Source organism: Pseudomonas cichorii (assembly GCF_018343775.1).
Classification (GTDB): Bacteria; Pseudomonadota; Gammaproteobacteria; order Pseudomonadales; family Pseudomonadaceae; genus Aquipseudomonas; species Aquipseudomonas cichorii.
In genome coordinates, this window is sequence record NZ_CP074349.1 from 2,567,998 (window position 1) to 2,591,250 (window position 23,253).

Below are 23,253 nucleotides of genomic sequence, written 5' to 3' on the forward strand. Positions count from 1 at the left end.
CCAGTAACCCCTTCTCCTCAATAATAAGTTGCAACGCCTGCATTCTTTTTCAGCAGGTCCTGATAAAGATCCGCATAGGGTTCCACAGCCTGTTGCCAGTTGAACGGCGCGGCCATGGCGCGGCAGCGCATGGCATTGAGCAGAGCGGTGTTGTCGAACACCTTGAAGGCACGATTCAGGGCTTCGGTGTAGCTTTCTACGGTGGAATCATCAAAGAGAAAACCGGTAACACCATCTTCTATCGTGTCCGCCAGGCCGCCGGTGTTTCGAGCAACCGGCAGTGAGCCGAAACGCTGGGCGTACATCTGGCTCAGGCCGCAAGGCTCGTAGCGCGATGGCATCAGCAGGAAGTCGCTCCCGGCGAACATGCGGCGTGCATCGGTTTCATTGAAGCCGATGCGCACACTGATCCGGCCGGGGAAGCGTGCCGCCAGGGCGCGCATGGCTTCCTCTTCCTCAGGCTCGCCACGACCGATGATCGCGATTTGCCCACCCTGATTGACGATGTGTTCGGCCACGCCAATGGTCAGGTCCAGCCCCTTCTGGTACACCAGCCGCGAAACCACGGCGAACAGCGGACCTGTGGAAGGATCAAGCTCGAACAGCTCGCGAACGTAGTCGGCGTTGATTTCCTTGCGCAGCCACTCGTTGGGCGCGAAATGGCAGATCAGGTGCTCGTCGGTACTGGCATCCCAACTGGCGTCGATGCCGTTGGGGATCCCGCTGAGCTGGCCTTTGTCGGCCTTGCTTTGCAGGAAACCTTCCAGGCCGCAGCCAAAATCGGCAGTGGTGATTTCCTTGGCGTAGGTGGCGCTGACAGTCGTGATGTGGCTGGCGTACGCCATGCCAGCCTTGATGAAGGACAGCTTGCCGTAGAACTCCATACCGTCGCTGCTCAAGGCTTCGTCCGGAATACCCAGTTCACGACTCGAACCTGTACTGACCGTGCCTTGATAGGCCAGGTTATGAATGGTGAAAATGCTCGGTGTCGTCTGCCCGCGCCAGCGCATGTAGGCTGGAGCAAGACCGGCAGGCCAGTCGTGGGCATGGACCAGTTCCGGGCTCCACTGGCTTTTTACTGAGCCAGCGGCGAAATCGGCTGCCGCCAGGCCCAGCCGGGCGAAACGGATATGGTTGTCGGACCAGTCGCGACCGTTGGCATCGCCATAAGGTGTGCCTTCGCGTTCGTACAGTTCGGGGCAGATCAGTACATAAATGACCAGACCGTCCTTCATGTCCATGCGACCGATCTTGCAGGCTGGCAAGGCGGCATAGCCTCCCAGCTCGCTGATCACATGGATCGGGTTGCCGCTGTTGAGTACTTGCGGATAGCCCGGAATCAGCACGCGCACATCATGCAGATGACGCATGGCACGTGGCAGGGCAGCAGACACATCGCCCAGACCCCCGGTTTTTACCAGATCAGCCAGCTCCGAGGTCACGAACAGCACTTTGCGTCTGTTGACCGGGGAGATCATGGGCTGTGCGGTTGAAGTGGGTAGTTGGAGCTGAGGGACAGTGGTTGTAGCAAATGGTGGTAGATGAGTCAGCTCGTTGGCCAGCTGATTAAAACTCTCTCCCTTCTGGGTTTTGACCGCGGCGCTAATCATCGTTTTCTCCCATTCAACACAGTGTTGGTACGGCATTGGCGTTTTATGAGCCATTTCCTATGGCCGACGTTATTGCACTACGCAAAATCAGTACCTGTTTTGCAGCTTGCGCAGTGATGGAGCATTACAAGTAGGCCCAATGCTTATTGGTCAGCCAATAGCATAGGCGCTCTAAGGAGATGACCCGGCCGTTTTGGAGAAGTTTCGACTTTTTTACGGCGAAATGTCTGGCATGGGCGTCGGACGTAGATAAAGCACACGTCTTGGAAGCCCGCAAAGGCAGGGGTGCGTCTTTATGGTGCGGATTCTGTAGGAAAAAAAGCCTTGATGACCGGTCGTCGGATAGCTTGATGGCAGGTGCAGAATCGAGCCGATTCAATGACAGATGCCATTATTTTGCGCAATTTTCCGGCAGGAAACAGGTTGTATGCCTCTTCCGGGTGCATCAAGCGTTTTATCTTTGGGTGTCCGAAGAAATTTCCTACGTTAAGGTTGGAACATTTTGGGGTGATGCACGATAGAATCTGCCCTCTTTGGCTTGCCTTTCTGCGTGCTCGCCATATGGAATCAAACTGTGTTGTCGTATTGAAGAGGTTGGAAATGGAAGCCCCAGAGGTGCTGGTACTGCAAGCGAGCTACACCAATCCGGTACATGCCGAAGCGATTGGGTTCGTCTTGAATCACTATGCCGAGGATGTCATGGGCGGTGGCGAGTCACTATCGGTCGATACTCGTCAGCAACTGGCAATCGAACTGGCCAAGCGACCTCATGCTTTCAGCGTGCTGGCTTTTATCGCTGGTGAGCCGGTAGGGTTGGTTAACTGCTTTGAAGGTTTTTCGACTTTCGCCTGCCGCCCGCTGATCAATATTCATGACGTGGTCGTGCTTGCTCAATACCGTGGCCGTGGCATCTGCCAGAAAATGCTTGCCAAGGTCGAAGAAATCGCCCGTCAGCGTGGCTGTTGCAAGCTGACACTCGAAGTTCTGGAAGGTAACGCTGCGGCGCAGGCAGTCTATGCAAGGCAGGGATTTGGCAGCTATGAGCTGGATCCGCAAATGGGGCGTGCGATGTTCTGGCAGAAAACGCTATAAACTACGCTCATCGCGGGCAAGCCGTGGGTCAGGCTTGCCACTGAGCGTTGGGGCGGGGTGTGCAGGTCAGGCTTGCAGGGCTGTGCCAGGAGCGGCCAGTTGTGCTTGCTGCAGAAGCAGGCTCAAGTGGGCTACTTTGCTGAGCAACTGTTCACGCTCTTCTTTGAGGGCGCGCAGTTCGTCGCGACGGATAGTGACGTACAGGGTTTGTGGTGCAAGTGCTGGTAGTACTGTGCCCATTGCTCACCTCGCAAATGGCGGATTCAACGTCGGAAAGACCTCTGCATTGACAATCGTTCCCTGAATCGCCACTGCTTGTCTCTCTATCGGCATCGATTTTGATTTCTTTTGCACAAAATTGGAACTTTTTTATTTTTAATTGTCGCGAACCTTTCGCGTTAACGACAAAATGCACTATCGGGCGGATGTAAATGCCGCTGTCCCCACCTTGGGGAACCGATGCCAGAGCTTTCTTGACTAACCAGCATGTGTCACTGAATCAAGCGCTGGAACCGAGAAAGTGAGGCACCTTTTTACAGATTGAGGAGCACCTTTTCATGCAACTTGGGATTGTTGGGCTGGGCCGCATGGGCGGCAATATTGCACGGCGACTGATGCTCGATGGCCACAGCACTGTGGTCTATGACCGCGATGAAGCCTCTCGCAATACCCTGGCCAACGAAGGTTCGACGGCTGCCGACGACCTGGCGTCACTGGTCGCTGCGCTCGAAAAACCACGCGCCGTGTGGGTCATGCTCCCGGCCGGTGCTCCGACCGAAGACACCATTCAGGTGCTGAGCCAGTTGCTGGAAGTCGACGATGTGATCATCGATGGCGGCAACACCTTCTACAAGGACGACATCCGTCGTGCCAAGGAGCTGACTGAAAAAGGTCTGCATTACATCGATGTCGGCACTTCCGGCGGTGTGTGGGGCCTGGAGCGCGGCTATTGCATGATGATCGGTGGTGAAAGCGCTATCGTCGAGCGTCTGGACCCGCTGTTCGCCACCCTGGCTCCGGGCTATGGCTCGATTGAACGCACCCGGGATCGCAATTCCAGCGATGACCGTGCCGAGCGTGGCTATATCCACTCGGGCCCGGCCGGTTCCGGTCACTTCGTGAAGATGATTCACAACGGCATCGAGTACGGCATGATGCAGGCCTTTGCCGAGGGCTTCGATCTGCTCAAGCAGAAGAACTCCGAGCACCTGCCGCCCGAGCAGCGTTTCGACCTCAATACCGCCGATATCGCTGAAGTCTGGCGTCGTGGCAGCGTGGTTTCGTCCTGGCTGCTGGACCTGACGGCCGATGCCCTGGCAACTGACCCTGACTTGGATGCGTTCTCCGGTTCCGTGGCCGACAGTGGCGAAGGCCGCTGGACCATCGAGGCCGCCATCGAGCAGGCCGTGCCGGTTCCGGTGTTGTCCAGCGCGCTTTTTGCCCGTTTCCGCTCGCGTCAGACCAGCTCTTACGCCGACAAGATGTTGTCCGCCATGCGCTTCGGGTTCGGTGGTCACAAGGAACCCAAATAATGGGCCTGTCACGCGGCAAGGCCGCCCACAAAGCTGAGGTTGCTCCGGCTACGACACTGTTTCTGTTCGGTGCTCACGGTGACCTGGTAAAGCGTTTGTTGATGCCGGCGCTCTACAACCTGGCGCGTGACGGACTGCTGGATGAGGGGCTGCATATTGTCGGTGTCGATCACAATGCGATCAGTGACACCGACTTTGCCCTCAAGCTTGAAAACTTCATCCGCCAGGAGGCCTCCAGCAAGGTCTCCGAAGCGGGTGGGGAAGCCTTGGACCCTGAGCTCTGGGGCAAGCTGGCCAAGCGCATCAGCTATGTGCAAGGCGACTTTCTCGACGATTCGACCTATCAGGACATTGCCGGCAAGATCGAGGGCAGCGGCACGGCCAATGCTGTTTTCTATCTTGCCACGGCACCGCGCTTCTTCAGTGAAGTGGTTTCGCGACTCGGTTCATCAGGCCTGCTGACGGAGGCCGCAGACAGCTTTCGCCGGGTGGTGATCGAAAAACCGTTCGGTTCGGATCTGGCCAGTGCGGTTGAGCTCAATGCCTGCCTGCTCAAGGTGATGAGCGAAAAGCAGATTTATCGCATCGATCATTATCTGGGCAAGGAAACGGTACAGAACATTCTGGTCACCCGTTTCTCCAACGCCTTTTTCGAGTCGTTCTGGAACAACCACTACATCGATCACATCCAGATCACGGCGGCTGAAACCGTGGGTGTCGAAACCCGCGGTAGTTTTTATGAAAATACAGGGGCACTGCGCGACATGGTGCCCAATCACCTGTTCCAGTTGCTGGCCATGGTCGCCATGGAGCCACCGGCAGCGTTCGGCGCCGATGCTGTACGGGGCGAGAAGGCCAAGGTCATCGGCGCGATTCGGCCATGGAGCAAGGAAGAGGCACTGAGCAACTCGGTACGTGGCCAGTATGCCAAAGGCCGGTCGGGTGATCGTGACGTTGTCGGCTATCGCGATGAAGAGCGCGTTGACGCTGACAGCACGACCGAAACCTATGTGGCCCTCAAGGTTCTGGTGGACAACTGGCGTTGGGTCGGGGTGCCGTTCTATCTGCGCACCGGCAAGCGCATGAGCTCTCGTGATACCGAAATCGCCATCTGCTTCAAGCCGGCGCCTTATGCCCAGTTCCGGGATACCGAGGTCGACCGGCTCAAGCCCAATTATCTGCGAATCCAGATTCAGCCCAATGAGGGCGTCTGGTTCGACCTGTTTGCCAAGCGTCCGGGGCCGACCCTGGACATGGAAGACATCGAACTGGGTTTTGCTTACAAGGACTTTTTCGAGATGCAGCCATCGACCGGCTACGAAACCCTGATCTACGACTGCCTGACAGGCGACCAGACGCTGTTCCAGCGCGCCGACAATATCGAGAATGGCTGGCGCGCCGTTCAGCCGTTTCTGGATGCCTGGGCCGACAAGCCCGAAGTGCAGTTCTACAAGGCCGGTGAAGACGGGCCTGAGGCTGCGCAAGACCTGCTGACCCGTGATGGTCGCGAGTGGCGCCAGATCGATGACTGAACGCTCGCAGTCACTCATCCAATTCCTGTTGTCCGATATCGATGGCACCTTGCTGCTCCCCGATCACAGCCTCACTTCGGCTACTGTCGAGGCAGTGGGGCGGCTGCGCGATGCCGGGATTCACTTCACCCTGGCCAGCAGTCGGCCGCCACGGGCCATGGGGCCGATCATCGAAACCCTGGGCGTCGATCTGCCGACCGTCTCTTTCAACGGCGGCACTATCACTCATCCCGATGGCAGCCTGTTGGCGGCCTATCGAATCGAGCCTGAAGCTGCGCGCACTTGCCTGGAGCTGTTCGCCACTGAAGAGGTCGCGGTCTGGGTCTTTGCCGATGACCAATGGCTTCTGCTCGATCCTGACAGCGCTTATGTCGATCACGAGCGCCATGCGCTGGGTTATGAGCCGCTGCTGGTGGACAGCTTCGAGCCGTATCTGGATCGCATCGACAAGATAGTGGCCTCCAGCACGGACTTCGATTTGCTCGAAACTCTGGAAAACCGGCTCAACCCCTTGATTGAAGGGCAGGCGCTGGCGGCGCGCTCGCAATCCTATTACCTCGATGTCACGGCTTTGGCGGCCAACAAGGGCACGGCCCTGATGACGCTTGCCCAGTATCTGGGTGTAGAACTGGTGAATACGGCTGCCATTGGCGATGGTGGCAACGATGTCGCCATGTTCCAGTTGGCGGGGCTCTCCATTGCCATGGGCCAGGCCGATGCCAGCGTGCGAGGGCAGGCCTATGTCGTGACCGAAAGCAACCTTCAGGACGGTGTGGCTCAGGCCATCGACCGTTACATCTTGCCGCGCTGAGGTCTGCTGTTCCCGGCGCGGCTTCACGATAGGGACGGACATTCTCGAATGGCTGCACTGATTGAAGACTACGCATTGCTGGGTAATTGCCGGACTGCCGCTCTGGTTGCCCGGGATGGTTCACTGGATTGGCTGTGTTTTCCGCGTTTCGATGCACCTGCCTGTTTCGCGGCCTTGCTGGGTGACAGTGATAATGGTCGCTGGAAGATTGCACCGGCAGAAGAGATCACCTCTGTCGAGCGTCGTTATCGCGAAGGCACTCTGATTCTGGAAACCCTGTTCACGACCCCGAGCGGCCGCGCACTGCTGATCGACTTCATGCCCATGGGCGTCGACAACCAGGTCGTGCGGACTGTGGTCGGTCTTGAAGGACGGGTGCGTTTCAGCATGGACCTTGCCATTCGCTTCGATTACGGCAGTACGGTGCCGTGGGTCGAGAAGAAGGATCCACACACCCTGACTGCCGTGGCGGGGCCGGAAATGCTCGTGTTACGCAGCCCGGTTTCCCTTCAGCCCCATGATCACCACACCGGCAGTGACTTCCATGTCGCTGCAGGCGAGCGCAAGGTTTTCACCCTGGCTTACCAGCCTTCCTACGAACCGATACTGCCCGAAACCGATGCCGGGCAGGCGATGGTCCGTACTGAGGCTTTCTGGCGAGCGTTTTCCGATCGCTGCCCTGATGTCGGGCCCTGGACTGCTCAGGTCAAACGTTCGCTGATCACCCTCAAGGCCATGACCTATCAGCCTACGGGTGGCATCGTTGCCGCAGTGACGACTTCGTTGCCCGAGCAGTTGGGAGGTGAGCGCAACTGGGATTACCGCTATTGCTGGTTGCGGGATGCGACCATGACGCTGCTGGCGTTCATGAACCTGGGCTATTTCGAGGAAGCGACAGAGTGGCGTGACTGGCTGCTGCGTTCGGTAGCGGGCAATCCCGAGCAGATACAGATTATGTATGGGCTGGGCGGTGAGCGACGGCTGCTGGAGTATGAATTGCCCTGGCTGAGCGGTTACAAGGGATCGCAGCCGGTGCGCATCGGCAACGGTGCCGCAACCCAGATGCAGCTGGATGTCTACGGCGAAGTGGCCGATGCCATGATCCAGGCGCTCAAGGGTGGCATGCCGCGCCACCCGCGCAGCATTGCGATTTCCAAGGTCGTGATGCCGTTTCTGGAAACGGTCTGGCACTTGCCGGACGCCGGTATCTGGGAGATTCGTTCCGAGCCCCGGCATTTTACCCATTCCAAGGTCATGGCCTGGGTGGCCTTCGACCGTAATGCGACACAGATAGCCGAGGCTGCGCTCACCGAAGAAGATCGGGCTCTGGCGCGGCATTTTCGGGATGTGGCGGATCAGATCCACGCCGACGTGTGCCTCAATGGCTTCAATGCGCAGTTGGGCTGTTTCGTACAGACCTATGGCGCCACCGAAATGGATGCCAGCCTGCTACAGATTGCCCTGACCGGATTCCTGCCCGCCAACGACCCACGAGTGGTCGCCACCGTTGAGCGGATCGAGCGCACCCTGATGCAGGATGGCCTGTTGCTGCGTTATGACAATGAACGCAGCGTCGACGGCTTGTCGGGAACTGAAGGGACTTTCCTGGTGTGTTCGTTCTGGCTCGCCGATGTTTATGTCCTGCAGGGGCGTGCGCGGGAGGCCAGAGAGCTGTTTGACCGCTTGTGCGGCCTGTGCAATGACGTCGGGTTGCTGGCCGAGCAATACGAGCCCCAAGGCAAGCACATGCTGGGTAACTTTCCCCAGGCGTTCAGTCATATCGGCATCATCAATACCGCGCTGAACCTGCATCGTGCGGAGTGCCCGCTCAAGGCGCGCACATCTCCCGGCGTTGAAAGCTGTACGGGGTAGGGCGGTGTTTTCGCGACTGAAGTCGCTCCTACGGGGATGGTAGGTAGCGAATTCATTCGCGAAAAATGAATCTGGTCGGCTGGCAATCGATCCCGCAAAGACGCTGCTACGGTTAAAGAGCCTTGCTGACTTTCACATCGCTGATCTGGTCATCGCTCTGGCCGTGCATCTTTTCCAGTGCAGCCCTGGCTTCTTCTACCGAGGCCGATTGCAGTTGTGCGAATTCGAAGCGGCGCTCGCCATTGAGTTTGTAGCTGACGGCGTACTTGGTCGTGCTGGCAGTGTTGTTCACATTGGCTCCTTGGGCATCAGCTCAGGCGAGAGGTCGAACGGCGGACGATCTTGATCGAGTGGGTGAATTTCGGTTTGTGGCCAGGGTTCGCACTCGGCTTGCGGCCCGTGGTGTCGATGGTGATATTCCAGAAACCGGTGCTGGGCGCTGCGATCTTGGCCGGGAACTTGTCGAAAGCACCGCCGTGGTAGGTATGGCGTCCGCCGTTCTTGAAGCTGCGAAAGTTGGCATCGTTCATCAGGCGAATGTTGCACGTTTGCGAGCATTCGATGACGACCAGATCGTCCTCGTTCAAGTGCTCACGCTGGTGTACGAATTTCATGGGTGTCTCCGAAAGCAGTGGCTTTTTCTGAAAAATCAAAACGATAGCATGCGGGGCGTGCCATTTGCCGTTGTTTGGGCGTCAATTGCGCTCTTTCTGGTAAAAAGTGTCCCGTTCGGGATCTAATTGCGCCTGTGCTTGTCGTAGCACCTTTAAATTGGAGGGGATTGTATGAAACTGGCCGTTGTAGTCATGGCTTTGGCGATGAGCGGATGTGCGACCGTTGCTGATATCGAGCACTCGCCTGCAACCCTGAACGTAATTTCCGGCAAGACGCCTCAGCAGTATGCCGACTGTTTTGTCGGCAAGATCAGCGAGAGTCGCAAGCCCCCGCTCATCGAGCCTCATCGTGACGGCCTGCGCCTGATCGTTGCGCAAAGTTTCAGCAGTGACCCCGCAGCGGTGATTTATGTCGAGAACCGCTCCGGAGGCAGCACGATCAAGGTTCATGAACGTCTTTCCAACCTGCCTTTGCGTTTCAAGGATGTACGCAACGCTGCCGAGGCCTGCATTTCAGGCTGATCGCCCTTTATTTGCACACCACCAGAACGCTACGGCTCTTGTAGTTGCCCACGTCCAGGCCAAGGGTTTTCTCGCTTTCGGCGGGGCGGGGCGTGCCATCGGTGCCGACGATCTCATAACCGGTGCCCGCACAGGAAGCATCGGCCTTTTCATAGCAGCTGGCCCATGACATCGCTTCTCCCGAGCAATCGATGCTCAGGCCTTGCTTGCCATTTTTCAGGTAAGTGTTGGAGGCGGTGGCGCAGCCAGTCAGGCCCAGTACAGCAATAATGGACAGAACTCTGATCATGTTTTTCGCTTCAAGATAAGGCCGGGGGGAAGTTTGCAATACGAGGCTTGGACTGATCGTCGGTGCCATCGTTCCGCCATGTGATTCATGATAATTCTTCTGTCATGTGTCTGTCGTCATGTCATCACCGTGCTGCAATCGGTTTGCGTTGCAATCGTCGCAAATCCGAATGGAGAGGCGACTCATGCGACTGTGCATAATCGGTGCCGGATACGTGGGGCTGGTGACGGCGGCCTGCTTTGCCGAAATGGGCAATCAGGTGCTGTGTGTCGAAACCCGCTTACAGAGAATTGCCGCCTTGCGGCGTGGTGAGTGTCCCATTTACGAGCCAGGTCTTGAGCCCATGCTCAAGGAGCATCAGGCCAGCGGGTTGCTCAGGTTTACCTCAAGCCTGGAGGAGGGCGTACGCCAGGCCGATATCATTTTCATTGCGGTGGGCACGCCGGGCAATGAAGACGGTGCGGCGGACCTGTCCCAGGTGCTGAAAGTCGCCGATCAGTTGGGGCAATCCCTGAATCGGGCTTGCCTGGTGGTCAACAAGTCAACCGTGCCGGTGGGTACTGCCGAAGCGTTGTCCCAGCGCATCAACGGGCATCTTTCGCGACGCGGCCTGACTGCGCGTGTAACGGTGGCGAGCAACCCCGAGTTTCTCAAGGAAGGCGCGGCCATCGAGGACTTCATGAGGCCGGACAGGGTGATTCTGGGCTGTGCGGAGCCTGAGTCCGTGCAACTGTTGCAACGCTTGTACGGGCCGTTTCTGCGCAACCGCGAGCGCGCGCTGGTCATGGACATACGCGCCGCAGAGTTCAGCAAATACGCCGCCAATGCATTCCTGGCGACAAAGATTTCCTTCATCAATGAAATGGCCGGCCTGTGTGCTCATCTGGGCGTGGATATCGAGCAGGTGCGGCGCGGTATCGGCAGTGACAAACGCATCGGCACGCATTTCATTTACGCCGGTTGCGGCTATGGCGGTTCGTGTTTTCCCAAGGATGTGCGGGCACTGATTCGAACGGCCGAGCAGCAGGGGTTCGATCCGCAGATTCTGCGTGCGGTGCAGCAGCGCAATGCAACCCAGAAGACCCTGCTGTTCGAGGCCTTGCACCAGCATTTTGGTGGTTATATGCAGGGGCGGGTGGTTGCGTTGTGGGGGCTGGCCTTCAAGCCCGGCACCGACGACATTCGTGAAGCCCCAAGCCTGGTCCTGATTGATGCCTTGCTGGCGGCGGGTGTCAAAGTTCAGGCCACGGACCCGGCGGCCATGGGACCGGTGGCCGAATATTATTCCGGCGCAGTGCAAAGTGGTCAGCTACGCTTGAGCGAGTCGCTGTACAGCTGTGTCGAAGGCGCAGATGCAGTGGTTCTGCTGACCGAATGGAAGCAGTTTCGTCAGCCGGATTTCATCCGCGTTCGGGGCCTTATGCGCATGCCCGTGATTTTCGATGGGCGCAATATCTATGATTTTGCGGAACTATCTGCTCATGGATTCCTCTACCATGGCATCGGACGGCCAGTGGCGGGGCATTGTAAGGTGACCGCCGCCTGATTAGACTGCGCCGCTAACACCAACAGCCCTTACCAAGGACTTTTATGATCAAGAAATGCTTGTTCCCAGCAGCCGGTTACGGTACTCGCTTTTTGCCAGCGACCAAGGCCATGCCCAAGGAAATGCTGCCGGTGGTCAACAAGCCACTGATCCAATACGGTGTGGAAGAAGCGCTCGCCGCTGGTTTGAATGAGATCTCCATCGTCACCGGTCGCGGCAAGCGCGCACTGGAAGACCATTTCGACATCAGCTACGAGCTGGAGCACCAGATCAAGGGTACGGATAAAGAGAAGTACCTGGTCGGTATTCGCAAACTGATCGACGAGTGCAGCTTCTCCTACACTCGCCAGACCGAAATGAAAGGTCTGGGTCACGCGATCCTCAGCGGTCGTCCTCTGATCGGCAAGGAAGCGTTCGCCGTTGTTCTGGCGGACGACCTGTGTGTCAACCTCGATGGCGACGGCGTGCTGGCCCAGATGGTCAAGCTGCACAACCATTACGGCTGCTCGATCATCGCGATCCAGGAAGTCGATCCTCAGGAAACCAACAAGTACGGCGTCATTGCCGGTGACGAAATCAAGCCGGGCCTGTTCCGTGTCACCGACATGGTCGAGAAGCCAAAGCCTGAAGACGCTCCATCGAACATGGCGATCATTGGTCGTTATATTCTGACGCCGGACATCTTCGAGAAAATCGAACAGACCGCTCCAGGCAAAGGCGGCGAGATCCAGATCACCGACGCCCTGATGAAGCAGGCTGCCGAAGGCAACGTGCTGGCTTACAAGTTCAAGGGCCAGCGTTTCGACTGCGGTGGTGCAGAAGGCTATATCGAAGCGACCAACTTCTGCTTCGAGCATTTCTACAAAACGGGCAAGGCTTACTGATTCACGCTCGCACGCTTCAAGACAAGGCCACCTTCGGGTGGCCTTGTCGTTTTCTGACTGACCGTTTAGCGGTTATGCTGGCCCATCGCTAAGGAGACAGTAATGGCTTACGACTTCGATCTTTTTGTAATTGGTGCCGGTTCCGGCGGTGTCAGGGCGGCGCGTTTTGCTGCCGGTTTCGGTGCGCGAGTGGCCGTAGCCGAAAGTCGCTATCTGGGTGGCACATGCGTCAACGTGGGCTGTGTGCCCAAGAAGCTTCTGGTGTACGGCGCGCATTACTCCGAAGATTTCGAGCAGGCCAAAGGTTTTGGCTGGTCGCTGGGCGAGGCACAATTCGACTGGGCCACGCTGATCGCCAACAAGGACCGCGAAATCAACCGCCTCAACGGCATCTATCGCAATCTGCTGGTCAACAGCGGCGTCACGCTGCTGGAAGGCCATGCCCGGATCACCGGGCCGCAGCGTGTTGAGATAAACGGCCAGAGCTACAGTGCCGAACGCATTCTGATTGCGACCGGTGGCTGGCCACAGGTGCCTGACGTGCCGGGTCGCGAGCATGCCATTACCTCCAATGAAGCCTTCTACCTCAAGGAATTGCCAAAGCGCGTGACAGTGGTCGGCGGAGGCTACATTGCTGTCGAGTTCGCTTCGATCTTCAACGGTCTGGGGGCCGACACCACGCTGCTCTATCGCGGCGATCTGTTCCTGCGTGGCTTCGATAGTGGTGTGCGTACCCACCTGCATGAAGAACTGGTGAAGCGACACATGAATGTGCGTTTCAACAGCGATATCGAGCGTATCGAAAAACAGGCCGATGGCAGCCTGTTGCTGTCCCTCAAGGATGGCAGCAGCCTGGAGACAGACTGTGTGTTCTACGCCACGGGTCGTCGCCCGATGCTCGATAACCTCGGTCTGGAAAGCGTCAACATCAAGCTGGACGAGCGCGGCTACATTGAAGTCGACGAGCATTATCAGAGCAGCGAGCCTTCGATCCTGGCCATTGGCGATGTAATCGGTGGCGTGCAACTGACGCCGGTGGCGCTGGCCGAAGGCATGGCCGTGGCCCGCCGCCTGTTCAAGCCTGAGCAGTATCGCCCGGTGGACTATAACCATATTCCGACGGCGGTCTTCAGCCTGCCGAACATTGGTACTGTCGGCCTGACCGAAGAGGACGCCATCAAGGCCGGGCATGAGGTGCAGATTTTCGAGAGCCGCTTCCGCCCCATGAAACTGACCCTGACCGACGTTCAGGAGAAGACCTTCATGAAACTGGTGGTTGACGCCCGGACCGACCGCGTACTGGGTTGCCACATGGTCGGCCCGGATGCCGGCGAGATCGTCCAGAGCCTGGCAATCGCCCTGAAGGCCGGCGCGACCAAACAGATATTCGACGACACCATCGGCGTACACCCGACTGCAGCGGAAGAGTTTGTGACGATGAGGACGCCGGTGGCGCGCTGAGGAACTCTTGCAGCTTGAAGCTTTGTAGCTAGTACCCAGCTACAAGCCGCAAGCTTTAAGCTGCAAGCGATGTTGCGGTGTTTCTAATATTTGTTTTTTTCATAATTAGCTTATAAGAAAATGTGCTTTTTAATGATTTTGTTATGCGCTTAGTCTTGTGGGACAGGCTTTAAAGTCATTCAGGAGCAATACCATGAGCAACGTCAGCGCTTTACCAGTCCAGCAAGGGACTCCAGGCCCGGAAAAATCAGGCAGCGTCCGGGATCGGGTTTCGCCTGAGGAGTGGGAAGTGCGGGTCAAGCTGGCGGCGGCTTATCGTCTGGCGGCACTCAAGCGCTGGACCGATCACATCTACACCCATTTCTCCGCACGGGTTCCTGGCCCGGACGAGCATTTCCTGATCAACGCCTTTGGCCTGTTGTTCGATGAAATTACCGCATCGAACCTGGTCAAGGTCGATCTCGACGGCACCATCGTCGATGACCCGACGGGGCTTGGCATCAACTACGCCGGTTACGTGATTCATAGCGCGATCCATGGCGCACGTCCCGATCTTCAGGCGGTACTGCATACCCATACCCGCGACGGCATTGCGGTTTCTGCCCAGAAGGATGGCTTGCTGCTTATTTCCCAGCATTCTCTGGGGTTCTCGGGGCGAGTGGCCTATCACGGTTATGAAGGGGTGGCACTGAACCTGGACGAGCGTGAGCGGCTGGTGGCGGATCTGGGCGACAAGAGCGTGATGATCCTGCGCAACCATGGCTTGCTGACTGCCGGGGTGAGTGTCGAGCATGCGTTCCAGCAACTGCAATCGCTGGAGTACGCCTGCAATATCCAGATCGCCGCTCAGGCTGCTGGCAATGCGGAGCTGGTTTTCCCGCCTGCAGAAGTGATCGCCACTGTGGAAAATCAGGTCAAGGCCTTCAAGGATGGTGACGAGCCCTATGTGTCCAGGCACTGGAATGCACTGATCCGTCAACTTGAACGCACCGATACCGAATACAAGACCTGATGTCGGGTGAGGTCAGGCTTTTTCACGATGACTGTAAAACACGGGACATTGTCCTTGTTGGATGATGCTCGTTTTCAATTGTTGGTGTAGTGTGCGCACCCAAAACAAGGGGCGCATGCATGCAAAACCTGCTGAACGAAATTCTTGATGAAGTCAGGCCCTTGCTCGGCCAGGGCAAGGTCGCCAATTACATTCCTGCGCTGGGTGAAGTTCGCCCTGATCAATTGGGTATTGCGGTCTATAGCAACAGCGGCGAGGTGTTCCATGCCGGCGATGCTGCCACGCCGTTTTCGATCCAGAGTATCTCCAAAGTCTTCAGCCTGGTTCAGGCCATCGGACATTCCGGCGAGGACATCTGGAAGCGTCTGGGGCATGAGCCTTCAGGTCAGCCTTTCAACTCGCTGGTCCAGCTGGAGTTCGAGCGGGGCAGGCCGCGCAACCCTTTCATCAACGCCGGGGCGCTGGTGATCTGTGATATCAATCAGGCGCGTTTCGCAGCTCCCGCGCTGTCCATGCGCGACTTCGTGCGACGTCTGTGCGGCAACCCGACCATCATTTCCGATGCCAAGGTCGCGGAGTCCGAATATCAGCACCGTTCCCGCAATGCTGCTGCGGCCTATCTGATGAAGTCCTTCGATAACTTCAATGGCGACGTCGAAGACGTGCTGCGCAGTTATTTCCATCATTGCGCTCTGAGCATGAACTGCATCGATCTGGCGCGGGCCTTCGGTTTTCTGGCCAATCAGGGCTTCTGCACCCACAGCGGCGAGCAGATCCTGACGGCACGCCAGGCCACGCAACTGAACTCGATCATGGCCACCAGCGGTCTTTACGACGAAGCCGGTAACTTTGCCTATCGGGTCGGCCTGCCGGGCAAGAGCGGCGTGGGCGGTGGTATTGTTGCCGTGGTGCCGGGACGGTTTTCTGTTTGTGTCTGGTCCCCGGAATTGAACGCGGCGGGCAATTCGCTGGTCGGTATGGCAGCGCTGGAAAAACTGAGTGCGAGGATTGAGTGGTCTGTGTTCTAGACCAGTATCGAGAGAGGTAAGCAATTGAAGGGAGTGAAGTCTGGAACGCTCATGATGAGCTTTGCATTGGCGCTTGCCGGATGCAGCAGCCAGCGGGTTCAAGAGCCGGAGTTGAGCCCCGATCAGGCGCGGGCGCAGATCGTGCGCCTGATGCCGCCCAAGACTCCGGATCGTCAGGAATGGGCAGGCGATATCTATGCCGCGTTCGTGGCGCAGAGAATCGATCTGACCACCGAGAACCTGTGTTCCGTGCTGGCGGTGACCGAACAGGAATCCACTTATCAGGTTGATCCGACAGTGCCGGGAATGGCGAAGATTGCCCGTGCCGAGATCGACCGGCGTGCCTCGCGGCTGCATATTCCGGCGGCGCTGGTCAACGCAGCCCTGCGGATCCGTTCGCCCAGTGGTAAAACGTATGGCGCTCGGCTGGATGCGGCTCGTACCGAGAAGGAACTGAGCGCCATTTTCGATGACTTCATCGGCATGGTGCCGCTTGGGCAGACGCTGTTCGGCAATTTCAATCCGGTGCGCACGGGCGGGCCGATGCAGGTCAGCATTGCCTTTGCCGAAAAGCAGGCGGCCAATTATCCCTATGCGGTCGATGGTTCCATTCGCCGGGAAGTCTTCACCCGTCGCGGCGGCATGTACTTCGGTATTGCCCATCTGCTGGGTTACCCGGCCAGCTACACGCAGTCGATCTACCGTTTCGCGGATTTCAATGCCGGCTGGTACGCCAGTCGCAATGCCGCTTTCCAGAATGCGGTCAGCCGTGCCACGGGGATCGAGCTGGCGCTGGATGGCGACCTGATTCGCTATGATTCGACGTCGCCGGGGTCGACGGAACTTGCAGTTCGCACCTTGGGCGCTCGTCTGGACATGAGCAATTCGGCCATCTGGAACCAGCTCAAGCAGGGTGACACGTTCGAGTTCGAGGAAACCCGGCTTTACACCCGTGTCTTCGAGCTGGCCCAGAAGACTCAGGGCAAACCGCTGCCCCGTGCCGTACTGCCCGGCATTGTCCTGAAAAGCCCGAAGATTACCCGCAAGCTGACAACGGCCTGGTTTGCCGAGCGCGTCGATGAGCGACGCGAGCGCTGCATGCAGCGCTCTTCGGCAGGCGTTTGAAGCGTTCAGGGAAAGGCTTGCAGTTTCTCAATGGTCATGGCGTCCGGTTCACCATCGAAGAAGGTGTCCAGCACTTCCTTGAACAAGGGGTGTTCCGGTGCCGCGGCTGCAAACAGGGTCATGCTTGAATGCAGCTTGAGGTCATCCGGGGAGCCGAAAATCTGTCGAGCCGAACGCTGGATCTGAGGCGCGATGGTTTTTGCGCACAGCTCCAGGCGCGGCCCCAGCAGCGGGTGCCGCAAATAGGCCCGGGCTTCATCGAGGCCGCTGATGGCATAGCGCTGCGCCATGGCGCTGCGTCCCAGGCCCTTGATCTGCGGAAATACAAACCACATCCAGTGACTGCGCTTTCTGCCGGCTTCGAGTTCGGCCAGTGCTTGCCGGAAAACCGGCTCCTGAGCCTCGACGAAGCGTTGCAGGTCGTAAGCATCGTGCATGATGTGCCTCTTTTTCACGTTGGGCCGGGGCCGTTTTGTGATATCAGGCCTGCTCTCAATCCATTCCTGTTTCAAGAGTTCCTGTGCGCATGTCCCTTGTCCCTCGTTTGACGTCTTTCCTGCAGCAGGCAGTCCGTGCCATGCAGCTAGTCTGGACCACTTCACGAGCCTTGTCCCTCGGGCTGGTGCTGGCGACCCTGATTGCCGGTCTGCTGCCTGCACTGGCCGCCTGGCTGGGCCAGCGCATCGTCGACTCGGTGCTGGCTGCCATCGAACTCAATACGGCCACCGGCGATGCGCCGCTGTGGCCGGTCTTGCGTTATGTCTTGCTTGAGGCGGGCGTGCTGGCGCTGCTGGCCGCCGCTCAACGGGCGTTATCGGTTCAGCAGGCCTTGTTGCGGGTGCAGCTTGGGCAGAAGGTCAACACCCTGATTCTGGAGAAGGCCCAGACCCTTTCGTTGTTGCAGTTCGAGGATTCGGAGTTTTACGACAAGCTGGTGCGGGTCCGGCGCGAGGCGTCGGTGAGGCCGCTGGCGCTGGTTACCAAATCCCTCGGGTTGATGCAGAACCTGATTGCCCTGATGGGCTTCGCTGTGTTGCTGGTGCATTTCTCGCCCTGGGCTCTGCTGATTCTGGTGCTGGGCGCATTGCCGGTGTTCTTTGCCGAGGCGCATTTTTCGGGCAATGCCTTCCGGCTGTTTGCGCGCCGCGCCCCTGAAACCCGCAAGCAGAATTACATCGAAGCGCTGCTCTCCAATGAGGTTCACATCAAGGAGGTCAAGCTGTTCGGTTTTGCGCCGCTGTTGCTCAAGCGCTACCGGGACACCTTCGAGCGCCTGTATGCCGAAGACCGACAACTGACCATCCGCCGCGATGGCTGGGGTTTCCTGTTGGGCTTGCTGGGCACCGCGGCCTTTTACCTGACGTATGCCTGGGTGATTGTCGATGCCGTGCACGGGCGTATCACGCTTGGGCAAATGACCATGTATCTGGTGCTGTTCAAGCAGGGCCAGACCGCCGTGAGCAGCAGCCTGATGGCAATCAGCGGTTTGTACGAGGATGGGCTGTATCTGGCGGACCTCTATGAATACCTGGGGCAGCCGGTCCAGCCAGCTTCCGGCAGCCTGACCCAAGGCGTTATGCCCGGCGATGGCCTGCGTTTTGAAGCGGTGAGCTTCAGCTATCCGGGTGCAAGTCAGGCGGCGCTGGAGAATATCGATCTGCACCTGGCGCCCGGTCGCAGCGTTGCGCTGGTGGGGGCCAATGGTTCGGGCAAGACCACGTTGATCAAGCTGCTGACTCGCCTTTATCGACCGGATCAGGGCCGCATCCTGCTCGATGGCAGCGATTTGCAGGAGTGGGACGAAGATGCTTTGCGTACCCGTATCGGGGTGATCTTTCAGGATTTCATCCGTTATCAGTTTCTGGTGGGCGAAAACCTTGGCGTGGGCGATATCACGGCCTTCGATGACGAGGGTCGCTGGAAGGAGGCGGCCTCTCAGGGAATGGCGGCCTCTTTCATTGCGCAGCTCGACAAGGGTTATGCGACCCAGTTGGGTCGCTGGTTCAAGGGCGGTCAGGAGTTGTCCGGCGGGCAATGGCAGAAGATCGCCTTGTCCCGCGCCTACATGCGGCGTGATGCCGATATTCTGATTCTCGATGAGCCGACCGCCGCACTGGATGCCGGAGCGGAAGCCGCGGTATTCGATCGTTTTCGCGAGTACGCCAAAGGGCGCATGACGCTGTTGATCTCCCATCGTTTTTCCAGCGTGCGCAACGCCGAGCATATCGTGGTGCTGGAGCAGGGGCGTGTGCTGGAACGTGGCGATCACGACAGTCTGATGGCGGCCGGTGGTCACTACGCAACGCTGTTCGATCTGCAGGCCGAAGGCTATCGCTAAGCGCTCTGCCATGCAGGTGTTGGCCGGCGGACACCAACAAAACACTTGCAGCGCCTGGGCTGAGGGCGTTTTATAGGGCCTCTTTGCCAGGCGCCGGAGCGCGCTCGTTTTTATCTGAACCAGACGGAGACATCGATGCAATTTCGTTCATTGGGCAAGACCGATATCTCGGTCAGCGCCATCGCGCTGGGCACCATGACCTGGGGCGAGCAAAACACCGAAGCCCAGGCTTTCGAGCAGATTCAGCTGGCCAAAAAGGCTGGCGTCAACTTCATCGACACCGCCGAGATGTACCCGGTGCCGCCACGTGGGGAAACCTACACCAAGACCGAAAGCATCATCGGCGAATACTTCAAAAAGTACGGTGATCGCAAGGATTGGGTGCTGGCCAGCAAGGTGGCCGGTCCTGGCCGCATGGAGCATATCCGCAATGGCAACCCGCGCCTGGATCGCGCCAATATCACCGCAGCGCTGGAGGCCAGTCTCAAGCGTCTGAACACCGACTATCTGGACCTGTACCAACTGCACTGGCCTGATCGCAAGACCAATTTTTTCGGTGTGCTGGGCTATCAGCATGACCCGGACGATTCGGCGGTGGAGATCGAAGAAACCCTGTCGGTGCTGAACGATCTGGTCAAGGCTGGCAAGATTCGTCATTTCGGCCTGTCCAACGAAACTCCCTGGGGCACCCAGCGTTTCCTGCACCTGGCCGAAACCCATGGCCTGCCGCGTGCCGTTTCCATCCAGAACCCGTACAACCTGCTTAACCGCAGCTTTGAAATCGGCCTGGCGGAAATCGCGATTCGCGAGCAGATCGGTCTGCTGGCTTATTCGCCACTGGCGTTCGGTGTGCTTGCAGGCAAATACCTCGACGGCGCACGTCCGGCCGATGGTCGTCTGACGCTGTTCGAGCGTTTCCAGCGCTACAACAATCCGCAGGCCGTGCGTGCTACCGCGCAGTACGTGGCACTGGCTCGCCAGCACGGTCTGGACCCGGCACAAATGGCCCTGGCCTATGTCACCAGCCGCCCGTTCGTGACCAGCAACATCATCGGTGCGACCACGCTTGAGCAACTGGCCGTCAACCTGGCGAGCATCGATGTCTCGTTGTCCGATGAGGTTATTGCCGGTATCGAAGCGATTCATGTCGGGCAACCCAACCCGGCACCGTAACATTCAGCCCCCTTCCAGCCTGTGGGAGGGGGCTTGCCCGCGACCGTCCACCTCAGAAACTGATCCATCTGCCAGAAAACTCCCCGTTTTGGTGCGTAAATCCCTGTTCGCAAATAAATCCGCTCCTGCCTTGTGCGCTTGAAAACGCATTTGTAGCTTCTTATGCATTAATGGTATTTAAAAACTTACAGTTAATGGCATTAAGCTATAAGGCATCGGACCACCGGGGAACCTAATTACATATCGATGAACGCTACCGTCCGCCGCACGGATCGCTCGTTGTTACCCAGGCAGAGAGGTCTGGGGTCAGGGATTTAAAAGGGGAGCGGTATGGGGAGCTTTAAACGACACGTGCTGGGGACGGCCATTTTGTCAGCCAATTTGCTGACTGCCGGAACCTGGAGCGCCGCAGCACTGGCCGAGGAGGCCAAGGAAGAAAGCAAAACGCTCGATACGGTCATCGTGACCGGTACGCGGGCTCAGGAGCGCACTGCAAGCGCTTCGTTGTCACCCATCGATGTCATTTCCGGCGACAGCCTGCGCAATTCCGGTTCTGGAGAACTGGGGGCGGTACTGGCTCGCCTGATTCCTTCAATCAACTTTCCACGTCCCAGCCTGGTGGATGGCGCTGAGCTGACGCGTCCTGCGCAATTGCGTGGTCTGTCGCCGGATCAGGTGCTGGTGCTGGTCAATGGCAAACGCCGTCATACCTCGGCCTTCGTCAACCTGGGTGGCGCGGTCGGCCGTGGTTCGGCACCTGCCGACCTGAACGCCATTCCGCTGTCTGCCATCGATCACATCGAAGTGCTGCGTGACGGTGCCTCGGCACGTTATGGCTCGGATGCCATCGCCGGGGTTATCAACGTCATCCTCAAGGAGGGCGACCATGGTGGTTCGATTTCCACTCAGTACGGGCAGTACAAGAAGGGAGACGGGATCAAGCGCAATATTTCGGGTAACACCGGTTTTGCCCTGGGCAGCAATGGTTTCCTCAATCTTTCCGGCGAAGGTGCGAACAACGACTACACTGACCGCGCTGGCAATGACCTTCGCCCGGCAAGCGTCGGTTCTACCACCTACGGACAGCATGTATTCCGTCAGGGTGAGCCGGAAACCGAAGAAGGCAAGATCCAGTTCAACGGTGGCTACACCTTCAGCGATGCTGCCGAGTTCTACAGCTTTGGCGGCTACAGCAAGCGTCGCGGTGAAACGGCAGCGTTCTACCGGGCCAGCAATGCCGGTAACAACATTCCTGCAATTTTCCCCAATGGTTACCTGCCGCTGATTCGCGGCACCCTGGAAGACACGACGCTGGTCGCCGGTTTGCGTGGCGAGCTTGCCAATAACTGGCATTACGACCTGTCTGCCAACTACGGCAAGAACTCTTACGAGTTGCGCACCAAGACCATCAACACCTCGTTGGGTCTGGCCACTCCGCGCTCGTTCTATAACGGTACGCTGACCAACGACCAGAAGCAGCTCAGCCTGGATCTGTCCCGTGAGTTCAGTGCTGCGTGGCTGCCGTATCCGGTGTCGGTGGCGTTCGGTGCCGAGTATCTGCACCAGGGTTATCAGATCGAGGCGGGTCAGGCCGAGTCCTACTTCCAGACCGGCAGCTCCGGGCTTGGCGGTTTCCGCGCAGCGGATGCAGGCAGCTATTCGCGGCATAACATTGCCCAGTATCTGGACCTGGAAACCAATATCACTGAAAAGCTCGGGGTTTCGGCAGCTGTGCGTCGCGAGGACTACAGTGACTTCGGCTCTAATACCAGTGGCTCGGTTTCGGCGCGTTACGATTTCACGCCGCGTATCGCCTTGCGCGGTAGCGTTTCGACAGGGTTCCGTGCGCCATCGCTGGCTCAGCAGAACTTCACGTATACCTCGTCGCAGTTGATCGGCAACACCATTCAGGAAGCGGGTACGTTCCCGGCCAACAGCAATGTGGCTCAACTGTTGGGTGCTGAAGATCTCAAGGCCGAGAAGTCCCGCAACTACAGTCTGGGCCTGGTGCTCAAGCCGCTGGACAATCTGACCGTGACTGCGGATGTTTACCGTATCGACATCCGTGATCGCATCTCGCTGTCCTCCAACCTGGTGCTCAACAACGCTGCAACCAACTACCTGCAAGCCAACGGTATCACTGACATCAACTACACCAGTGTCCGTTACTTCACCAATGCCACCGACACCAGCACCGACGGTATCGACCTGGTTGCCAACTACCGCTATCAGTTCGATAACGGTGTGGATTGGAACAGCACCCTGGGCTACAACTACAACCACACCAAGGTCACCAGCGTAAAAGCCAACCCGCCGGAGCTGGATCAACTGGGTGTCAATCTGGTGCGTGTAGACCGTCGTGAACGCATCGGTCTGCTGGGTGATACCACGCCGCAGCACAAACTTACCCTGGCCAACGATTTCACGATCGGCAACTGGACGCTGCACTCCAACCTGGTGCGGTATGGCGAGTTCACCAGCTATCAGGCAGCCGAAGTCAACGACCAGACGTTCAAGGCGGCCTGGTTGCTGGACCTGGCAGTGGATTACAAGCTCAAGAACTGGGTCTTCACAGTGGGCGGCGACAACGTTACCGATGAATACCCGGAGAAGCTGAACGAGTTTGCGTCCAGTGGCGGCAACCTGGCCTACAGTACGTTTTCACCTTATGGGTATAGCGGCGCGTTTTACTACGCACGTGCCACCTATAACTGGTAACAGCCGAGTTGTAAAAAGCGCTCCCGCTTAATGGCGGGAGCGTTTTTTTGTAAGGGGTTTACCCCTGCCGGACGACAGGGGCAGCGTGAAGGCT

Annotated in this window: 21 protein-coding genes; 15 read left to right on the forward strand and 6 right to left on the reverse strand. The window is 58.1% G+C overall.

All coding sequences use genetic code 11. The features are described from left to right. Window positions 1-17: 17 nt before the first annotated feature. Entirely contained in the window at window positions 18-1,610 is a 1,593-nt protein-coding gene (glgA, locus tag KGD89_RS11365) for a glycogen synthase GlgA (RefSeq protein WP_025259905.1), read from the reverse strand. A gap of 600 nt (window positions 1,611-2,210) precedes the next feature. On the opposite strand from glgA, the gene KGD89_RS11370 reads away from it, so the two are divergent. Continuing rightward, window positions 2,211-2,702 (forward strand): GNAT family N-acetyltransferase, encoded by a 492-nt coding sequence (locus tag KGD89_RS11370; protein ID WP_025259906.1) that lies wholly within the window; start codon window positions 2,211-2,213, stop codon window positions 2,700-2,702. A gap of 66 nt (window positions 2,703-2,768) precedes the next feature. On the opposite strand, the gene KGD89_RS11375 is transcribed toward KGD89_RS11370, so the two are convergent. Continuing rightward, a complete protein-coding gene (locus tag KGD89_RS11375; protein WP_038399824.1) occupies window positions 2,769-2,942 on the reverse strand; it encodes a DUF6026 family protein in 174 nt (57 codons plus the stop codon). Between the two features lie 317 nt (window positions 2,943-3,259). On the opposite strand from KGD89_RS11375, the gene gnd reads away from it, so the two are divergent. From gnd to KGD89_RS11395, 4 genes are read left to right on the forward strand one after another with little or no spacing between them, the layout of a single operon-like run. Continuing rightward, window positions 3,260-4,234: a phosphogluconate dehydrogenase (NAD(+)-dependent, decarboxylating) gene (gene gnd / locus KGD89_RS11380; protein WP_025259907.1), complete on the forward strand. Its 975-nt coding sequence runs from the start codon at window positions 3,260-3,262 to the stop codon at window positions 4,232-4,234. Further along, window positions 4,234-5,766, forward strand: a complete 1,533-nt coding sequence (gene zwf, locus KGD89_RS11385; protein WP_025259908.1) for a glucose-6-phosphate dehydrogenase — start codon at window positions 4,234-4,236, stop codon at window positions 5,764-5,766. The genes gnd and zwf overlap by 1 nt, the downstream gene beginning before the upstream one ends. Next, window positions 5,759-6,577 (forward strand): Cof-type HAD-IIB family hydrolase, encoded by an 819-nt coding sequence (locus KGD89_RS11390; protein ID WP_025259909.1) that lies wholly within the window; start codon window positions 5,759-5,761, stop codon window positions 6,575-6,577. Before zwf ends, KGD89_RS11390 begins: the two co-directional genes overlap by 8 nt. A gap of 48 nt (window positions 6,578-6,625) precedes the next feature. Then, entirely contained in the window at window positions 6,626-8,449 is a 1,824-nt protein-coding gene (locus tag KGD89_RS11395) for a glycoside hydrolase family 15 protein (protein WP_025259910.1), read from the forward strand. A 112-nt stretch (window positions 8,450-8,561) separates the two neighbouring features. On the opposite strand, the gene KGD89_RS11400 is transcribed toward KGD89_RS11395, so the two are convergent. Both KGD89_RS11400 and KGD89_RS11405 read right to left on the reverse strand, forming a co-directional pair. Continuing rightward, window positions 8,562-8,741 (reverse strand): hypothetical protein, encoded by a 180-nt coding sequence (locus KGD89_RS11400; protein ID WP_025259911.1) that lies wholly within the window; start codon window positions 8,739-8,741, stop codon window positions 8,562-8,564. Window positions 8,742-8,757: 16 nt separating this feature from the next. Beyond that, complete coding sequence (locus KGD89_RS11405) at window positions 8,758-9,063, reverse strand: DUF1883 domain-containing protein (protein ID WP_025259912.1); 306 nt, start codon at window positions 9,061-9,063, stop codon at window positions 8,758-8,760. Between the two features lie 171 nt (window positions 9,064-9,234). Between KGD89_RS11405 and KGD89_RS11410 the strand changes: the two genes are divergently transcribed. Beyond that, window positions 9,235-9,585: a hypothetical protein gene (locus tag KGD89_RS11410; protein WP_025259913.1), complete on the forward strand. Its 351-nt coding sequence runs from the start codon at window positions 9,235-9,237 to the stop codon at window positions 9,583-9,585. Between the two features lie 7 nt (window positions 9,586-9,592). Here the strand turns inward: KGD89_RS11410 and KGD89_RS11415 are convergent, their stop codons facing one another. Continuing rightward, complete coding sequence (locus KGD89_RS11415) at window positions 9,593-9,874, reverse strand: hypothetical protein (protein WP_025259914.1); 282 nt, start codon at window positions 9,872-9,874, stop codon at window positions 9,593-9,595. Between the two features lie 184 nt (window positions 9,875-10,058). On the opposite strand from KGD89_RS11415, the gene KGD89_RS11420 reads away from it, so the two are divergent. The 6 genes from KGD89_RS11420 to KGD89_RS11445 all read left to right on the forward strand — a co-directional run bounded on the left by KGD89_RS11420 (window position 10,059) and on the right by KGD89_RS11445 (window position 16,930). Further along, on the forward strand, window positions 10,059-11,420 hold the full coding sequence (locus KGD89_RS11420) for a UDP-glucose dehydrogenase family protein (protein WP_025259915.1): 1,362 nt from the start codon (window positions 10,059-10,061) through the stop codon (window positions 11,418-11,420). Between the two features lie 44 nt (window positions 11,421-11,464). Then, window positions 11,465-12,304: a UTP--glucose-1-phosphate uridylyltransferase GalU gene (galU, locus tag KGD89_RS11425; protein WP_025259916.1), complete on the forward strand. Its 840-nt coding sequence runs from the start codon at window positions 11,465-11,467 to the stop codon at window positions 12,302-12,304. Window positions 12,305-12,406: 102 nt separating this feature from the next. Next, entirely contained in the window at window positions 12,407-13,765 is a 1,359-nt protein-coding gene (gene gorA, locus KGD89_RS11430; RefSeq protein WP_025259917.1) for a glutathione-disulfide reductase, read from the forward strand. A gap of 193 nt (window positions 13,766-13,958) precedes the next feature. Next, entirely contained in the window at window positions 13,959-14,777 is an 819-nt protein-coding gene (locus tag KGD89_RS11435) for a class II aldolase/adducin family protein (protein WP_025259918.1), read from the forward strand. A 119-nt stretch (window positions 14,778-14,896) separates the two neighbouring features. Then, window positions 14,897-15,805 (forward strand): glutaminase B, encoded by a 909-nt coding sequence (gene glsB, locus KGD89_RS11440; RefSeq protein WP_025259919.1) that lies wholly within the window; start codon window positions 14,897-14,899, stop codon window positions 15,803-15,805. A gap of 51 nt (window positions 15,806-15,856) precedes the next feature. Continuing rightward, window positions 15,857-16,930 carry a DUF1615 domain-containing protein gene (locus tag KGD89_RS11445; RefSeq protein ID WP_025259920.1) on the forward strand — a complete coding sequence of 358 codons (1,074 nt, stop codon included), beginning with the start codon at window positions 15,857-15,859 and terminating at the stop codon, window positions 16,928-16,930. Window positions 16,931-16,935: 5 nt separating this feature from the next. Here the strand turns inward: KGD89_RS11445 and KGD89_RS11450 are convergent, their stop codons facing one another. Beyond that, on the reverse strand, window positions 16,936-17,367 hold the full coding sequence (locus KGD89_RS11450; protein WP_025259921.1) for a DUF1810 domain-containing protein: 432 nt from the start codon (window positions 17,365-17,367) through the stop codon (window positions 16,936-16,938). Window positions 17,368-17,456: 89 nt separating this feature from the next. On the opposite strand from KGD89_RS11450, the gene KGD89_RS11455 reads away from it, so the two are divergent. From KGD89_RS11455 to KGD89_RS11465, 3 genes are all read left to right on the forward strand, one after another. Continuing rightward, the gene (locus KGD89_RS11455) at window positions 17,457-19,268 is read left to right on the forward strand and encodes an ABC transporter ATP-binding protein (protein WP_025259922.1); all 1,812 of its coding nucleotides are present in this window, start codon (window positions 17,457-17,459) and stop codon (window positions 19,266-19,268) included. Between the two features lie 135 nt (window positions 19,269-19,403). Then, window positions 19,404-20,441 carry an NADP(H)-dependent aldo-keto reductase gene (locus tag KGD89_RS11460; protein WP_025259923.1) on the forward strand — a complete coding sequence of 346 codons (1,038 nt, stop codon included), beginning with the start codon at window positions 19,404-19,406 and terminating at the stop codon, window positions 20,439-20,441. A gap of 330 nt (window positions 20,442-20,771) precedes the next feature. After that, window positions 20,772-23,159 (forward strand): TonB-dependent receptor plug domain-containing protein, encoded by a 2,388-nt coding sequence (locus tag KGD89_RS11465; protein ID WP_025259924.1) that lies wholly within the window; start codon window positions 20,772-20,774, stop codon window positions 23,157-23,159. Window positions 23,160-23,253 lie beyond the last annotated feature (94 nt).